This window comes from Brucella ciceri (genome assembly GCF_041930145.1).
GTDB classification, from domain to species: Bacteria; Pseudomonadota; Alphaproteobacteria; order Rhizobiales; family Rhizobiaceae; genus Brucella; species Brucella intermedia.
This window is the reverse complement of sequence record NZ_JBHEEV010000004.1, coordinates 166075-181346: the sequence shown is the minus strand read 5'-3', so window position 1 is coordinate 181346 and position 15272 is coordinate 166075. Positions and strand designations below refer to the sequence as shown.

Genomic DNA, 15272 nt, shown 5'->3' with positions numbered 1-15272 from the left:
ATGGCCCTTCACTTCGAGCCGGAAGAATTCGCCGCACGTCGCGACCGTCTGACCTTGAAGATGGAGGAGGAGAAGCTGGATGCCCTTCTGCTGTTCGCACAGGAGAGCATGTACTGGCTGACCGGCTATGACACGTTCGGCTTCTGCTTCTTCCAGTGCCTCGTCGTGAAAGCCGACGGGTCCATGGTGCTGATGACGCGCTCCGCCGATCTCCGGCAGGCGCGTCATACTTCGAATATCGAGAATATCGTGGTCTGGACCGACCGCGACAATGCCAATCCGGCCTCGGACCTGCGCAATATCCTGACGGAACTGGACCTTCTCGGCACCCGGATCGGCATCGAATACCAGACGCACGGCCTTACCGGGGCCAATGCCCGCAAGCTGGACGAACAGTTGCAGAGCTTTGCCAAGCTTTACGATGCCTCCGGCATGGTGGATCGCCTGCGCTTGCTGAAAAGCCCTGCCGAAATCGCCTATGCCAAGCGCGCCGCGGAACTCAGCGACGATGCGCTTGATGCGGCGATCAAGCTGACCAAAGGCGGCGCGAGCGAGGCCGATATTCTGGCTGCGATGATGAGCGCCAATTTCGCGGGCGACGGCGATTATCCGGCGAACGAATATATCATCGGCTCGGGCGACGACGCCCTGCTCTGCCGCTATAAATCCGGCCGGCGCAAGCTGAACAAGAACGACCAGCTCACGCTCGAATGGTCGGGCGTCTTCCGGCATTACCATGCGCCGATGATGCGCACGCTGATCGTCGGCAAGCCGACCACGCATCATCAGGAGCTTTACGCCGCCGCGCGCGAGGCGCTGGAAGCCGTGGAAGCGGCGATGACGCCCGCCTCGACATTCGGCGACGTGTTCGATGCCCATGCGCGGACCATGGAGGCGCATGGGCTCACCCGCCACCGCCTCAATGCCTGCGGCTATTCGGTGGGCGCGCGCTTCACGCCGTCATGGATGGACCCGCAGATGTTCTATGCCGGAAATCCGGAAAGCATCCAGCCGGACATGACGCTTTTCGCGCATATGATCATCATGGACTCCGATACGCAGACCGCCATGACGCTGGGACAGACATATCTCACAACAAATGGGGCTGCTCAGCCATTATCCCGCCATTCTCTTGATATGATTGTCAAATGAGGCGCAATCGGCGATAAAACGGCACGTCGGGAAAAGTCGACGGTATGAACTGAAATGCCCTATCGCAGGGAACCTGCGCCTTCAGGAGCATGAAGCCGAACATGAACAAGGCACATCTTTCAACGATGCTGTTTCTGGCCGGGATGCTGACAAGCGTCCTCGCTGCCTGCAACAGCACTGAATCCGCGCTGAACGTGCAAGGCAGCAATCAGGGCCCGGGCCCAGCCTCTGGCCAGAATTCTGGCCAGAGTTCTGGCCAGAGTTCGGGCCAAACCGTTGCACCGGCCACGACGCCCGGCACCCCGGCGACGGGCACCGCGCAACCCGCCGGAACAACCGCAACCGGCACCACGCCCGCAACCACCGCGCCAGCGACGCCGCAGCGCAGTGCGGGCCTCAAGCCGGGCAAGCTGCATATCGCCCCCATCGTCGGCGCGCCGGTCAATGTGGTGACGCCGCTGACCCATCGCATCAACGATGACGCCAAGGCAAAGGGCATCGAGCTTGCGGGCAATAATGATACGGGCGCGGCCTATGTGATGAAGGGCTATTTCTCCGTTCTTTCGGAAGATAACCAGACCACGGTTCTCTACGTCTGGGACGTTCTCGATGCGTCCGGCAACCGCCTTCACCGCATACAGGGTCAGGAGAAAGTTCCGGGCGCTGCGGCAGACTCATGGAGCGTCGTTCCGGCTTCCGCAATGCAGGCAATCGCCGACCGCACCATGCAGGAATATTCGACCTGGCTTGCGGCAAATCGCGCATAGAAACTTGCTTCGGCAGCAAAAGACTGAAATCTTTTGCTGAATCGGTCTGTCATACTGTGGGAAAGCCGCAATACCGGCCTTTTTGCAGCAATTGTGTCCCTTCGGGCCTTGCAATAACTGTGACTCTTTGCAATAGCCCCCGCATCCGAAAGAACCTTGCAAGCTGCTGTACTTGATCCCGTCAGATAAGTACGCAGCTTTAAAATTTTTGAGATTGTCCGTTACGGCGGACTTTTGCGACAACCAGACTGCAAACCGCGACCGCATCGGCGTCAGAGGCAAAAGAATGAAACTTTTCGCAGGCAACTCCAACCGGGTTCTTGCCGAATCCGTTGCTCAATATCTCAACATTCCGCTCGGTAAGGCCAGCGTCCGTCGCTTCGCCGATCAGGAAATCTTCGTAGAGATTCAGGAAAACGTGCGCGGCGAAGACGTATTCGTTCTGCAATCGACCTCCTACCCGGCAAACGATCACCTGATGGAACTACTCATCATGATCGATGCCTTCCGCCGTTCCTCGGCCCGTCGCATCACCGCAGTCCTGCCCTATTTCGGCTATGCCCGCCAGGACCGCAAGCCCGGCCCGCGCACGCCGATCTCGGCCAAGCTCGTCGCCAACCTCATCACCGAAGCCGGTGCCAACCGCGTCCTGACGCTTGATCTTCACGCCGGTCAGATCCAGGGCTTCTTCGATATCCCGACCGACAACCTCTACGCCGTTCCGGTCATCGCCCGCGATGTGAAGGCCCATTATGCCACCGGCAACTGCATGGTCGTTTCGCCGGACGTCGGCGGCGTGGTGCGCGCCCGTTCGCTCGCAAAGCGCATCGACGCGCAGCTCGCCATCGTCGACAAGCGCCGCGAACGCCCGGGTGAATCGGAAGTCATGAACGTCATCGGCGATGTTTCCGGCAAGGACTGCCTGCTGTTCGACGATATCGTCGATTCCGGCGGCACGCTCTGCAATGCAGCCGAAGCCCTGCTCAACAAGGGCGCCAACAGCGTCACCGCCTATATCACGCACGGCGTTCTGTCCGGCGGCGCGGTTGCGCGTATCGCCTCGTCCAAGCTGAAAGAACTGGTCATCACCGATTCCATCCAGCCGACCACCGCCATCAACGACGCGCCGAACATCCGCGTGCTGTCGATCTCGGACCTCATCGGCGAAGCCATTGCCCGCACGGCAGCGGAAGAGTCGGTTTCGAGCCTGTTCGACTAAAACAACAGCCTGAGGGCGATCCCGAAACATGCCGCCAGCAACAGCACGAGCGGCATGTTCATCCTGAAGACGACAAGCAACAATGCCGCCGCGCCTGCGATCAGGACGGCGGCATTGTCTATTGTGCTCCAGACCGGAAGCGGCAGCGTGAAGGGACCGACCGCCTTCTCCACGACCTGTGAAAACAGGACATGCAGCGAGAACCACAGCGCCAGATTGGCAATCACGCCCACGACCGCAGCCGTAATGCCGCCCAGCATCGCCGACAGCCAGCGCACCTGACGCAGCCGCTCCACGAAGGGCGCCCCTGCCAGTATCCATAGAAAGCAGGGCACGAAGGTAAACCACAGCGCGATCAATCCGCCGAAAAAGCCGCCGAGCAGCGGCGGCAGACCCGAAAGGTTCGCCGCCCCCACGAAGCCGACGAATACCAGCACGAGGATCAGCGGTCCCGGCGTGGTCTCGGCAAGACCGAGCCCGGTCAGCATCTCGCCGGGCTTCATCCAGCCGAAATGCTCGACCGCCTGCTGCGCCGTATAGGAAAGGGCCGCATAAGCGCCACCGAACGTTACCGCCGCAAGCTTCGAGAAGAAGGCGGCTTCCTGCACGAAGACATGCCCGCCGCCAAAGGCGAGGAAGAGCCCCAGCAGAGGCAAAAGCCACAGCCCGCCCCAGATCAGTGTCTGCTGCGTGAATTCCCGCAGCGCACCTGGTGTCGCCTGCCCCAGAACTGTTGCTGCACTATTTCCCTGAATGGCATGGCGCAGGCCGCCGGCGACAGCCGCCAGCAGCACGACGAGCGGAAACGGCAGTTTCAAAAGCGCTATCGCAATGAATGCAGTGACCGCTACGCAATAGGAAAAACCCGACGCCAATGTCCGTCTGGCCATCCGATAGAGCGCCTCAAAGACCACGGCCAGCACCGCAGCCTTGAGGCCGAACAGCAATCCCGCCACAACATCGACATGCCCGAAGGCGACGTAAAGCGCCGACAATGCCAACATGACGACCGCACCGGGCAGCACGAACAAAAGCCCGGCCAGCAAGCCGCCGCGCCAGCCTTTCACCGCCCAGCCGGAATAGGTCGCAAGCTGCATGGCTTCCGGCCCCGGCAGCAACATGCAGAAATTGAGCGCATGGATCAGCCGCTCCTGATCCATCCATTTCTTCTCATCCACGAGAACGCGCTGCAACATGGCGATCTGCGCTGCCGGCCCGCCGAAGGACAAAAGCCCGATCTTGCCGAATGTCGCGAAAAGTTCTTTGAAATCCGGCTGCTTTATTGGCTGTGTCACGCTGTCATCCTGAATGATCCGACCAAGCTCTTGCTGACAATCATTACAGGTTCATGACGGTTTTCACAGGCTTACTCGGCTGCGGCACCTTCTTCGGCCAGATCATCCGGCGCATTCGGATCGCCCGGCGCGGTCTCACAGCCAAGATCGGGAAAATTGACGATGCGCATTCCCTTGAAGTCGTTACGCACGACCAGAAGCCCGCGCTCTTCGAAATAGGTCAGGAGACGCCGCGCACGACTGAACGAATGCGTGCCATAGGCCCGCGCCAGCGCCGCGTCGGACGGGCAAGGCGCACCCGTCACCGCTGCCTGCGCCACGATCAGGAACACGCCCTGCACATCGTCGGTGAGGCTTTCCGAAAGGATAAGCGCCTGCTGCCATGTCTCGCCATTGGCGACATCGCTTTCAATGCTGGCCTGCGCCACGGCGAGCCTGCGCCGGAATGCCGGCAGGGCCAGTGGTTCGCCCGGAACGCGGTGAATGCGGCAACGCACCAGAAAGTCCTGATAGAGAACGGCAACCGAGCGGAACGAGGCTTCCGGATCGTCCACGATCTCGCGCATCACCTTTTCCAGAAGCTCTTCGCGTTCGGCTTCCACGATGCCGGGGAAAAGCGGCGCTTCGACCGGTTCGGCTTCCGGCTTGGGCTTTGCCACCTGAGCCAGGATTTCCGCCGTCGATGGCGGCGGTGGCGGTGGCGGCGCCCTGCGCACGGCGGTGCGGATTTCCTGCGGCGCAGGCGTGAAGATAAGATCGAGCGCGTCTTCGGGCGCATCGGGAAGCGGCATCAGTTTCGGCGAAGAAGACCGTGCCGATGTTTCCACCTTGCCGATCTTGATCGGCAATGGACGGCGCGACAGGGCGGGCCCAAGCGCCACGAAATGCCCGCGCTGCAAATCGCGGAACATCTCAGCCTGTTTGCGCTCCATGCCGAGAAGGTCGGCGGCACGCGCCATGTCGATATCGAGAAAAGTGCGCCCCATCAAAAAATTCGAGGCCTCGGCAGCGACGTTCTTGGCGAGCTTCGCCAGTCGCTGCGTCGCAATAACCCCGGCAAGACCGCGCTTTCGACCACGGCACATGAGGTTGGTCATCGCGCCCAGCGAAAGCTTGCGCGCTTCATCCGACACTTCACCGGCGGCGGCAGGCGCAAAAAGCTGCGCCTCGTCCACCACAACCAGCATCGGATACCAATAATCGCGTTCGGCATCGAAAAGTCCGCCAAGAAAAGCCGCAGCCGAGCGCATCTGCTGCTCGACGTCCAGCCCTTCCAGATTGAGCACGACGGATACACGATGCTGGCGGATGCGTCCGGCAATGCGGGTCAGTTCGGCTTCGGTGCGGGCGGCATCAACGACGACATGGCCGTAAAGATCGGCGAGCGTGACGAAATCCCCTTCGGGATCGACTATGCACTGCTGCACCCATTGCGCGCTCTGTTCAAGCAGGCGGCGCAGAAGGTGCGACTTGCCCGAGCCGGAATTGCCCTGCACGAGCAGGCGCGTGGCGAGAAGCTCTTCAAGATCAAGCATGGCCTGCTTGCCGCCGCCAAGCGCCGCTGCCGAGGCAGAACCGCTTCCAGCAACAGAACCCATGTCGATACCGACCTGCATCTCGCCTCCTTGTTTCAACATTGCAGGAACAGACGACTCGCGCAGAAAACCGGCCAGTCGATCAGGCACCCGCTTAACACTTTCGCGGCTGTCATTGCCACCCGTTAAGACAAATGCCCACAGATGCCGGGCAGTAGATTTCAACCTGAAGTTTTGATAGCAATCCTGTCAGGGGGCAAAAGCAGCAAGCGTCCAGCCAGCGGGCGCGTCGGGGAGGATGAGCCACCTCGACCGTGGCAAAGGCTTTGCTCTCTATTCGGAGGTGAATTGAATGTGGTTAATACCCATCAGATTCACGCTTAGAATAAAGAAAACCCGCACTGGCTGGCAAGCCACAGTGCGGGCACAATTCTTTATCTAAGAACACGGTAGCTGGAGTTAGCGCTTCAGCTACCGATCCGAATATAGGCCATCGGGATCACTTTTTCAACTATCGCCCGTCAGCCTCCGTGTGGGGCAAACCCAAAAAACTTGCACCGCCGCGCGCTATGCTCTATAGCACCGCCATCCGCGTAGACACCCTTGGAGGCAACGCGGAATGGAGCGGTCCGGTCTTTCACCTTGTGACAGACGATACGGGCTGTTTCATGTCGTTTGTTGAAGCATGGTCCCGAAAAGTGGAAACCAGTTTTCGGACAAGGTCATGCGCAGATTATACAGCGGGCGACACTCCAGTAACATCGAAAGGAAATGCCATGAGCGAGACTTACGTGCTCAAGGCCGATCTGCGTACCCGGGTTGGTAAGGGGTCCTCCCGCGAACTGCGTCGCAACGGCCAGATTCCTGCAGTCATCTATGGCGACAAGCAGGAACCCCTCGCAATCGCCGTCTCCTACAAGGAGATCTTCTACAAGATTCATGGCGGTGGCTTTAAGACCACAGTTGCCACGATCGAAGTGGACGGCAAGAAGATTCAGGTCCTCCCGAAGGACTACCAGCTGGATCCGGTCCGTGACTTCCCGCAGCATGTCGACTTCCTGCGCGTTTCCGCGAAGTCGGTCGTCCATGTGAATGTTCCGGTCCACTTCAAGAACGAAGAAGCAGCTCCGGGCATCAAGCGCGGCGGCGTTCTCAACATCGTTCGTCACGACGTTGAACTGATCGTTCCGGCCAATGCAATTCCGGAAGCACTCGACGTCGACCTGACCGGCCTCGAAATCGGCGACTCCGTCCACATTTCGGCAATCAAGCTGCCGAAGGGCGTGACGCCTGCTATCCAGGATCGCGACTTCACCATCGCCACGATCGCTGCTCCTGCCGGCCTGAAGTCGGAAGAAGCTGCCTCGGAAGGCGCTGCGGAAGAAGCCAAGGACGCCGAGTAATTATTTAGGGGCTCAAACCATGCTGCTCATTGCAGGTCTTGGCAATCCGGGCCCCAAATATGCGCATAACCGGCACAATATCGGTTTCATGGCGGCGGATGAAATATTCCGCCGCCATCGCTTTTCCAACTGGCAGAAGAAGTTTCAGGCCGAGATCGCCGATGGCGTGATCGATGGCGAAAAGGTGCTGCTCATCAAGCCGCAGACCTTCATGAACCTTTCCGGCCAGTCTGTCGGCGAGGCCATGCGCTTCTACAAGCTGACGCCTGCCGATCTCGTCGTGATCTATGACGAACTCGATCTCAATCCCGGCAAGCTGCGCATCAAGACCGGCGGCGGCTCCGGTGGCCATAACGGCATCAAGTCCATCGACGCCCATATGCAATCCTTCTCCGGCGGCCAGAATTATCGCCGCATGCGGCTTGGCATCGGCCATCCCGGCGCGAAGGAACTCGTGCATAATTATGTTCTCGGCGATTTCGCCAAGGTCGACAATGAATGGCTGGATACGCTTCTGGGCGCTGTCGCCGATAATGTCGCCATGCTCGCCCGCGGCGAGGACAACAGTTTCATGAACCGCGTTGCGCTCGCCATGGGCGACGGCAATCAGCGTCCAAACGGTTTCAAGGCCGACCCCGCGCAGCTTGAGAAAGCCCCGCCCGAAGCAAAGGCAAAGACGCAGAGCCATATCCGCCAGGCGCGGCCAAACCAGAAAAAACCGAATATTCCCGAAAGCGGCCCGATGGCCGACATGCTCAAGCGGCTTTTCGGGAAAAAGGATTGACGCTGTGCCGTCCTATGACGCATAGCCACACCAAGAAAATTCTAGTCTGATAGGTACGATCATGGGTTTCAAATGCGGCATCGTTGGCCTGCCAAACGTTGGCAAGTCGACGCTTTTCAACGCGCTGACCAAAACGGCCGCCGCACAGGCCGCGAACTATCCATTCTGCACCATCGAGCCGAATACCGGCGAAGTGGCCGTTCCGGACCCGCGCCAGAACGAAATCGCCGGGATCGCCGGCTCGAAGGAAATCATCCCGACCCGCATCAACTTCGTCGATATTGCGGGCCTCGTGCGCGGCGCCTCGAAGGGCGAAGGCCTCGGCAACCAGTTCCTCGCCAATATTCGCGAAGTCGACGCCATCGTGCATGTGCTACGCTGCTTCGAGGATGACGACATTACCCATGTCGAAGGCCGCATCGATCCCGTATCGGATGCCCAGACGGTCGAAACGGAACTGATGCTGTCGGACCTCGAAAGCATCGAGCGCCGCATCGTGCAGATCCGCAAGCGGGCGACGGGCAAGGACAAGGAAGCGCTCACCGTCCTGCCGGTGATGGAAGCCGCTCTTGAACTGCTCCAGAACGGCCAGCCTGTCCGCCTGATGCTGAAGGACATTTCTCCCGAGGACCTGCTGACGCTGAAGGGCCTGAACCTTCTGACCTCGAAGCCTGTGCTCTATGTCTGCAACGTCGCGGAAGGCGATGCTGCGAAGGGCAACGAATACAGCGCCGCCGTTGGCAAGATGGCCGAGGAACAGGGTGCCCAGACGGTCATCATTTCGGCTGCGATCGAGGCGGAAGTCGCGCAGCTTCCCGATGAGGAAGCCAGGGAATATCTGGAAAGCATGGACCTTGAAGAGCCGGGCCTCGACCGCCTGATCCGCGCCGGTTACAAGCTGCTCGACCTCATCACCTATTTCACCGCTGGCCCCAAGGAAACCCGCGCCTGGACCATCAAGCGCGGCACCAAGGCTCCAGCCGCCGCCGGTGTCATCCACACCGATTTCGAGCGCGGCTTCATCCGCGCCCAGACCATCGCCTATGAAGACTATGTCAAATACAACGGCGAAGTCGGCGCGAAGGAAGCTGGCAAGGCAAGGGATGAAGGCAAGGAATACATCGTTCATGACGGCGATGTGATGCTGTTCCGCTTCAATACCTGATAGCAGGGCGCTGAAATGCTAACGCATCACGCCCTGAAAATGCTCAATCACCGCACGGGCTCAACCAGGTCTCGATGAGTCAGGCTCAACGAGACCTAGAGCATTTCCAGCAAAAGTGTGAAACGTCTACGCGGGGAAATCAGTTCACCGGACTGATTTCTTATCCCGCTTCGATGCGTTGGATAATGCGATAGAACAAATAGTTAGAGCGGTTCCGGCGATTCTGTCAGAACAGGAACCGCTCTGGTATAAGGCGCGCCTCCCAAAAGTGTGAACTGATTTCGCGTCTGAATAATGTGTAGTGATGTGGGAGAGTTTTTGATTCCGGGAGGTGTCACCTATACTCTCGACGCCTTTCTTTCCCTCACCCTGAGGAGCCGTTGAAAACGGCGTCTCGAAGGGTCGGGGAAAACGCACAGTGCCTGCCCTCTTCCTTCGAGACGGCTCCCTCGCAAGCTCGCGAGCCTCCTCAGGATGAGGGAAAATCGTGGTACGATTCAGTGAGAGTGCATCGCACTTTATGAGTATGGAGGAGATCGAGGGTGAGCAAGCCTCTGCCGAAATATGCCTACGAGGATATGGAACCGGGAATGACCCTTCCCTTCGGTCCTCGTACGATCAGCAAGGAAGAAATCATAGAATTTGCCAGCGCGTTCGACCCGCAGCCCTTCCATCTGGACGAGGAAGCGGGCAAGGCCAGCGTGCTGGGCGGGCTGGCCGCATCGGGATGGCACACCGTTTCCCTCATCATGCGGCTGGTCTGTGATGCCTATCTGACTGATTCCACCTCGCAAGGCGGTCCCGGCGTGGAGTTTACGCGGTGGAAGCGTCCCGTGCTCGCAGGCGATACGCTGAGCGGCGTGACGACCATCAAGGACAAGCGCATTTCCCGGTCGCGCCCGGCAATCGGGCTGGTGACGTTCCATCATGAACTGTTCAATCAGCGCGGCGAAAGCGTCTGTGAAATGCAGCATCCATGCATGATGTTGCGGCGTGACTACGATGCGGCTGCGGGAGATGCGTCATGAGTTTTCTGGAAGACAATCTCGGACACGCCGTCGTTATTGGCAGCTATACCTTTACGGCCGAGGAAATCATCGATTTCGCGCGGAAATACGATCCGCAGCCGTTTCATCTCGATAGCGAAGCGGCAAAGAAGAGCGTCTTCGGCGGGCTGTGCGCTTCCGGCTGGCACACGACGGCAGTGTTCATGAAGCTCAACGTCGCCTCCATCGTGAAGGCAACGAAGGACGCTCTGAAACGCGGCGAGACACCGCCGACATTCGGTCCCTCGCCCGGCTTTGAGAACCTGAAATGGCCGAAGCCGGTCTATGCTGGGGATACGATCACCTATAGGCGCGTGGTCCACACCATCAGGCCGCTCGCTTCCCGCCCCGGCTGGTCGATGCTGACGATGACGACGAACGCCCATAACCAGAGTGGCGAGGAAGTCCTGTCCTTCGACAATGCGGCGATGGTGAAGCTGCCGGAACGGTAATCAGTCTCGCTTCCAGTGCGAAAAAATTGCCTCCCTTGCCGCTCTGGATGCGGCGAGACGTTCACGGCCCCGCTCCAAAACCCCTGCGCGAGCTTCGCCGGGTGTCCCGGACTTGAACGGCGGTGAGGGAGCATATTCGAGCGTCAATTGAACAGTTTCCGCTTCTGTTTGTCCAAACACCTCTGCGAGGATGGACAAACCGAAATCTATACCGGACGTTACGCCGCCCGCCGTAATGACATTCCCGTCTCGAACAACACGCGCCTCGGTTGCTATCGCCCCGAAGTGCTTCAGAAAATCCATGGCATTCCAGTGGGTTGTCGCCCTTCGCCCCTCAAGCAGCCCGGCTGCGCCGAGAACCAACGCGCCGGTGCAGACAGAGGTTACATACCGTGCGCCTCGCGCTTGCTGCCTGACGAAATCCAGCACCACATCATCCGTCAGCAACGGGTTCACCCCGCCGCCGGGAATGCAGATTACGTCAAGTTGCGGACAATCATCAAAAGTTGCTGTCGGTATGAAAGTGAGTCCCGAGGAGGACTTGACCGGATTCCGATCCTTCCAGATCAGGTGAACGTCAGCCCCTTCCGCTGACGAAAAAACTTCATAAGGTCCTGTCAGATCGAGTTGCTGAATGGACGGGAAAACCAGAAGTCCAAACGACAAAGCCACGACCGCTATCCCTTATATTATATGTCTCAGTCGCCCTCGAAGGCGACGAGCGTGCGCACCGGAACGCCGAGCGCTTCGAGTTTCTTGCGGCCACCCAGATCCGGCAGATCGATGATGAAGCAGGCTGCGACGATTTCCGCGCCCATCTGAAGGAGAAGCTTCGCTGCCGCTTCCGCGGTTCCGCCCGTGGCGATCAGGTCGTCCACCAGAATGATCCGCTCGCCCTTTTCAATCGCGTCGCGATGCATTTCCATTTCGTCGATGCCGTATTCGAGGCTGTAGGCGATGCGCACCGTATCGCGCGGCAGCTTGCCCTTCTTGCGGATCGGTACGAAACCGGCGGAAAGCTGGTGCGCGATTGCGCCGCCCAGAATGAAGCCTCGCGCCTCGATACCGGCTACCTTGTCGACCTTGTTGCCTGCATAGGGATAGACCAGTTCATCGACCGAGCGGCGGAATGCCTGCGCGTCGCCCATGAGGGTCGTCACGTCGCGGAACTGGACGCCCGGCTTCGGATAGTCCGGAATGGTGCGGATCGCATCCTTAAGGCTGGCTTTAAATCCGGATTCCATTTTCCATCCTTTCAGGCGGCCTGCAGGCCGGTAAAACCAATCAAGGCAAAGTCGGGGCAAAGCTCCTTTACACCCGCAAACGAGCAAAATGCAAAAGAAACCGCCTGTTTTTGCCAGGAATATTGCGGCGAAGCACGGACATTTTCATGGCTTAATTGTGGCAAGGCAGCCAGTGCTCGTTTCCACGGCCAAATTCCGGCTGGCTCCGGGACAAAAAAATGGGCGCCCGTGGCGCCCATTTTTCAACCTTGACTGAACTGTCAGTGCTTCACATCCGACCAGATCGAACGCTTGGCGACATAGACCAGACCCGCAAAGAGGATCAGGAACACCATGACCCGGAAGCCGGTCCGCTTGCGTTCTTCCAGATGCGGCTCGGCAGCCCACATCAGGAAAGCCGAAACGTCGCGTGCATACTGGTCCACCGTCTGCGGCGAACCGTCGTCATAGGTGACCTGGTCGTCGCTGAGCGGCTTCGCCATGGCGAGCGCCTTGGCCGAAATGAAGTACGGATTGTAATGCGTACCTTCGGCGATCTGCATGCCTGCCGGCGGCTGTTCGTCGAAACCGGTCAACAGGGAATGGATATAATCCGGGCCACCTTCGGCATATTGCGTGAATATATCGAAGATGAACTGCGGGAACCCACGCTCCACTGCGCGCGCCTTGGCAATCAGCGAAAAGTCCGGCGGAGCCGCACCGTTGTTTGCCGCCGCAGCCGCAGCCGCGTTCGGATATGGCGACGGGAAGTGGTCGGTCGGAAGCGCCTTGCGGGTGAACATTTCGCCATCCGCGTTCGGGCCGTCCTGCACTTCATATTCAGCGGCAAGCGCCTTGACCTGTTCAGGCGAGTAACCGAGACCTTCCAGCGTGCGGAAGGCGACCAGGTTCATCGAATGGCAGGCCGAGCAGACTTCCTTGTAGACCTTCAGACCGCGCTGCAGCTGGCCCTTGTCATAGGTTCCGAACGGACCGGCGAAGCTCCACTTTTCCTGCTTGGGATGGTGGATCGGAAAATGTTCCGGCTCCGCGGCATTACCGCCTTCCTCAGCCGAGGCACCACCCACCGTACTGGCGAAGGCGATACCAAGCGCGACCAGCGGAACAATACCGAAGGCAGCGAAATTCTTGAGGATGTTTTTCATTGTTACGTCCTTCATCTCTCTCGCTGGTTCAGCCCCGAGTTTCTACAGGGATTTCCACTGGGGTAATCTCGGCCTTGCCGCTCTTCTCCAGAACCGCCTCGGTGATCGAGTTCGGCAAACGCTTGGGCGTTTCGATCAGGCCGATGACCGGCATGATGATGATGAAGAAGGCAAAGTAGTAGAGCGTACCCAGCTGCGCCATGAAGACGTAGGAACCTTCCGCGGGACGCGAACCGAGCCAGCCGAGGAAGATGGCGTTGATCACGAACAGCCAGAAGAACAGCTTGAACCAGGGACGATAGACAGCCGAACGAACCTTCGACGTATCGAGCCATGGCACGACGAAGAGGATTGCGATCGAACCGAACATGGTCAGAACGCCGCCGAGCTTCGAATCGATCGGGCCGATATTGAAGGTGATGGCGCGCAGCATCGCGTAGAACGGCAGGAAGTACCATTCCGGAACGATGTGGGCAGGCGTCTTCAGGGAATCGGCCGGGATGTAGTTATCCGGATGGCCGAGGAAGTTCGGCATGTAGAAGATGAAGTAGGCGAAGAACACGAAGAAGACGAGCGCGCCGAAAGCGTCCTTGATGGTCGCATATGGCGTGAACGGCAGCGTATCGGTCTTGGACTTGACTTCAATGCCGGTCGGGTTGGTCTGGCCCGTCACATGCAGCGCCCAGACGTGCAGGATGACGACGCCGGCGATCATGAACGGCAGCAGATAATGCAGCGAGAAGAAGCGGTTGAGCGTCGGATTGTCGACCGCAAAGCCGCCGAGCAGAAGCTGCTGGATCGGCTCGCCGATGATCGGGAAGGCCGTGAAGAAGCCCGTGATGACGGTTGCGCCCCAGAAGGACATCTGGCCCCATGGAAGCACGTAGCCCATGAAGGCGGTCGCCATCATGAGAAGGAAGATCACCACGCCCAGAATCCACAACAGCTCGCGCGGCGCCTTGTAGGAACCGTAATAGAGGCCGCGAGCGATATGGAGATAAACGGCGATGAAGAAGAAGGATGCGCCGTTGGAGTGCATGTAGCGCAGCAGCCAACCGGAGTTGACGTCGCGCATGATCTTTTCGACGGAATTGAACGCAATGCCCGTATCCGCAGCATAATGCATTGCCAGCACGATGCCGGTAACGATCTGCGAAATGAGCATGAAGCTCAGAATGCCACCGAAGGTGTACATGTAGTTCAGGTTACGCGGCGTCGGATAGGCCACGAAAGAATCATAGACGAGACGCGGCAAGGGAAGCCGTTCGTCCACCCATTTTTCGATGCCGGTCTTCGGCGTGTATGTGGAGTGTCCACCACTCATGTCTTCTCTCCCCAAGACCTGTTAGCCGATCCTGATGACCGTATCGGAAGTGAACGCATATTGCGGGATGTGCATGTTTTCCGGCGCCGGACCGCTGCGGATACGACCGGCCGTGTCATAGGTCGAGCCATGGCATGGGCAGAACCAGCCACCGAAAGAACCGGATTCACCGAGCGGCACGCAACCCAGATGGGTGCAGACGCCGATCATCACCAGCCAGTTTTCCTTGCCCTCGCCTGCCGAGCGGGCGAGATCGGTCGCCTGCGCGTCCGAAGCAAGGTTGGCGTTACGCGCGATCGGATCCTTGAGATCACCAAGAGCGGTTGTCTTGGCATCCTCGACTTCCTTGGCGGAGCGGTTACGAATGAAAACCGGCTTACCACGCCATTTAACAGTTAATGATGCTCCTTCCGTCAGGGACGAAACATCAACCTCGATGGACGCAGCCGCGAGTGTCGAAGCGTCCGGACGCATCTGGTCGATAAACGGCCAGGCCAGTCCGGCAACTCCGACGACACCGGCCATTCCCGTCGCAATATACAAAAAATCACGCCGTGTCGGCTCAGCCGTGTCGAGTGCGCTCACGTGCCAATTCCTTTTCAACCTGCATGTTCAATTGAACTCTCCCCTCGTCCTCTTTTGCACTTGCGCAAAAGTAGTCCCGCAAGTGCTCACAGGACGAAATTCCCTCCATTTCACTATCCGGTTTATGCGTGTAAAAAACGCTTGTCCAGACACCAA

The 15272-nt window shown here is 58.9% G+C and carries 16 protein-coding genes; 8 read left to right on the top strand and 8 right to left on the bottom strand.

Annotated features, from left to right (window positions below; genetic code table 11):
- The 3 genes from JNC63_RS09615 (at position 1) to JNC63_RS09605 (ending at position 3138) form a co-directional block, all read left to right on the top strand.
- On the top strand, positions 1–1152 hold the full coding sequence (locus JNC63_RS09615; RefSeq protein WP_006467324.1) for a M24 family metallopeptidase: 1152 nt from the start codon (positions 1–3) through the stop codon (positions 1150–1152).
- 89 nt (positions 1153–1241) lie between these two features.
- Positions 1242–1919: a hypothetical protein gene (locus JNC63_RS09610; protein ID WP_063620761.1), complete on the top strand. Its 678-nt coding sequence runs from the start codon at positions 1242–1244 to the stop codon at positions 1917–1919.
- 286 nt (positions 1920–2205) lie between these two features.
- Complete coding sequence (locus tag JNC63_RS09605) at positions 2206–3138, top strand: ribose-phosphate pyrophosphokinase (protein WP_021586965.1); 933 nt, start codon at positions 2206–2208, stop codon at positions 3136–3138.
- Here JNC63_RS09605 and chrA read toward each other — a convergent pair.
- Together chrA and JNC63_RS09595 are read right to left on the bottom strand one after the other, a co-directional pair.
- The gene (gene chrA, locus JNC63_RS09600) at positions 3135–4433 is read right to left on the bottom strand and encodes a chromate efflux transporter (RefSeq protein ID WP_063620759.1); all 1299 of its coding nucleotides are present in this window, start codon (positions 4431–4433) and stop codon (positions 3135–3137) included. The two genes, JNC63_RS09605 and chrA, sit on opposite strands and share 4 nt — an antisense overlap.
- A 71-nt stretch (positions 4434–4504) precedes the next feature.
- The gene (locus JNC63_RS09595; protein WP_063620757.1) at positions 4505–6049 is read right to left on the bottom strand and encodes an ATP-binding protein; all 1545 of its coding nucleotides are present in this window, start codon (positions 6047–6049) and stop codon (positions 4505–4507) included.
- A 695-nt stretch (positions 6050–6744) separates the two neighbouring features.
- On the opposite strand from JNC63_RS09595, the gene JNC63_RS09590 reads away from it, so the two are divergent.
- The 5 genes from JNC63_RS09590 to JNC63_RS09570 all read left to right on the top strand — a co-directional run bounded on the left by JNC63_RS09590 (position 6745) and on the right by JNC63_RS09570 (position 10818).
- Positions 6745–7371, top strand: a complete 627-nt coding sequence (locus JNC63_RS09590) for a 50S ribosomal protein L25/general stress protein Ctc (RefSeq protein WP_006472730.1) — start codon at positions 6745–6747, stop codon at positions 7369–7371.
- 19 nt (positions 7372–7390) lie between these two features.
- The gene (pth, locus tag JNC63_RS09585) at positions 7391–8155 is read left to right on the top strand and encodes an aminoacyl-tRNA hydrolase (protein WP_063620755.1); all 765 of its coding nucleotides are present in this window, start codon (positions 7391–7393) and stop codon (positions 8153–8155) included.
- A 61-nt stretch (positions 8156–8216) separates the two neighbouring features.
- On the top strand, positions 8217–9320 hold the full coding sequence (gene ychF, locus JNC63_RS09580; RefSeq protein ID WP_006467332.1) for a redox-regulated ATPase YchF: 1104 nt from the start codon (positions 8217–8219) through the stop codon (positions 9318–9320).
- A gap of 542 nt (positions 9321–9862) precedes the next feature.
- Positions 9863–10348, top strand: coding sequence for a MaoC family dehydratase (locus JNC63_RS09575; RefSeq protein WP_063620753.1), 486 nt, complete (start codon positions 9863–9865; stop codon positions 10346–10348).
- Entirely contained in the window at positions 10345–10818 is a 474-nt protein-coding gene (locus JNC63_RS09570) for a MaoC family dehydratase (protein WP_063620751.1), read from the top strand. The genes JNC63_RS09575 and JNC63_RS09570 overlap by 4 nt, the downstream gene beginning before the upstream one ends.
- On the opposite strand, the gene JNC63_RS09565 is transcribed toward JNC63_RS09570, so the two are convergent.
- Genes JNC63_RS09565 through petA form a run of 6 tightly spaced genes read right to left on the bottom strand, consistent with a single transcriptional unit; the run spans position 10819 to position 15116 of the window.
- Positions 10819–11490: a DJ-1/PfpI family protein gene (locus JNC63_RS09565; RefSeq protein ID WP_063620749.1), complete on the bottom strand. Its 672-nt coding sequence runs from the start codon at positions 11488–11490 to the stop codon at positions 10819–10821.
- Positions 11491–11516: 26 nt separating this feature from the next.
- A complete protein-coding gene (locus JNC63_RS09560; protein ID WP_010659612.1) occupies positions 11517–12062 on the bottom strand; it encodes an adenine phosphoribosyltransferase in 546 nt (181 codons plus the stop codon).
- 11 nt (positions 12063–12073) lie between these two features.
- Entirely contained in the window at positions 12074–12301 is a 228-nt protein-coding gene (locus JNC63_RS09555) for a hypothetical protein (RefSeq protein ID WP_100663706.1), read from the bottom strand.
- A 21-nt stretch (positions 12302–12322) separates the two neighbouring features.
- The gene (locus JNC63_RS09550) at positions 12323–13207 is read right to left on the bottom strand and encodes a cytochrome c1 (protein WP_171053459.1); all 885 of its coding nucleotides are present in this window, start codon (positions 13205–13207) and stop codon (positions 12323–12325) included.
- 28 nt (positions 13208–13235) lie between these two features.
- Positions 13236–14531 (bottom strand): cytochrome b, encoded by a 1296-nt coding sequence (locus tag JNC63_RS09545; protein WP_006472729.1) that lies wholly within the window; start codon positions 14529–14531, stop codon positions 13236–13238.
- 21 nt (positions 14532–14552) lie between these two features.
- Positions 14553–15116: a ubiquinol-cytochrome c reductase iron-sulfur subunit gene (gene petA, locus JNC63_RS09540; RefSeq protein WP_063620745.1), complete on the bottom strand. Its 564-nt coding sequence runs from the start codon at positions 15114–15116 to the stop codon at positions 14553–14555.
- Positions 15117–15272 lie beyond the last annotated feature (156 nt).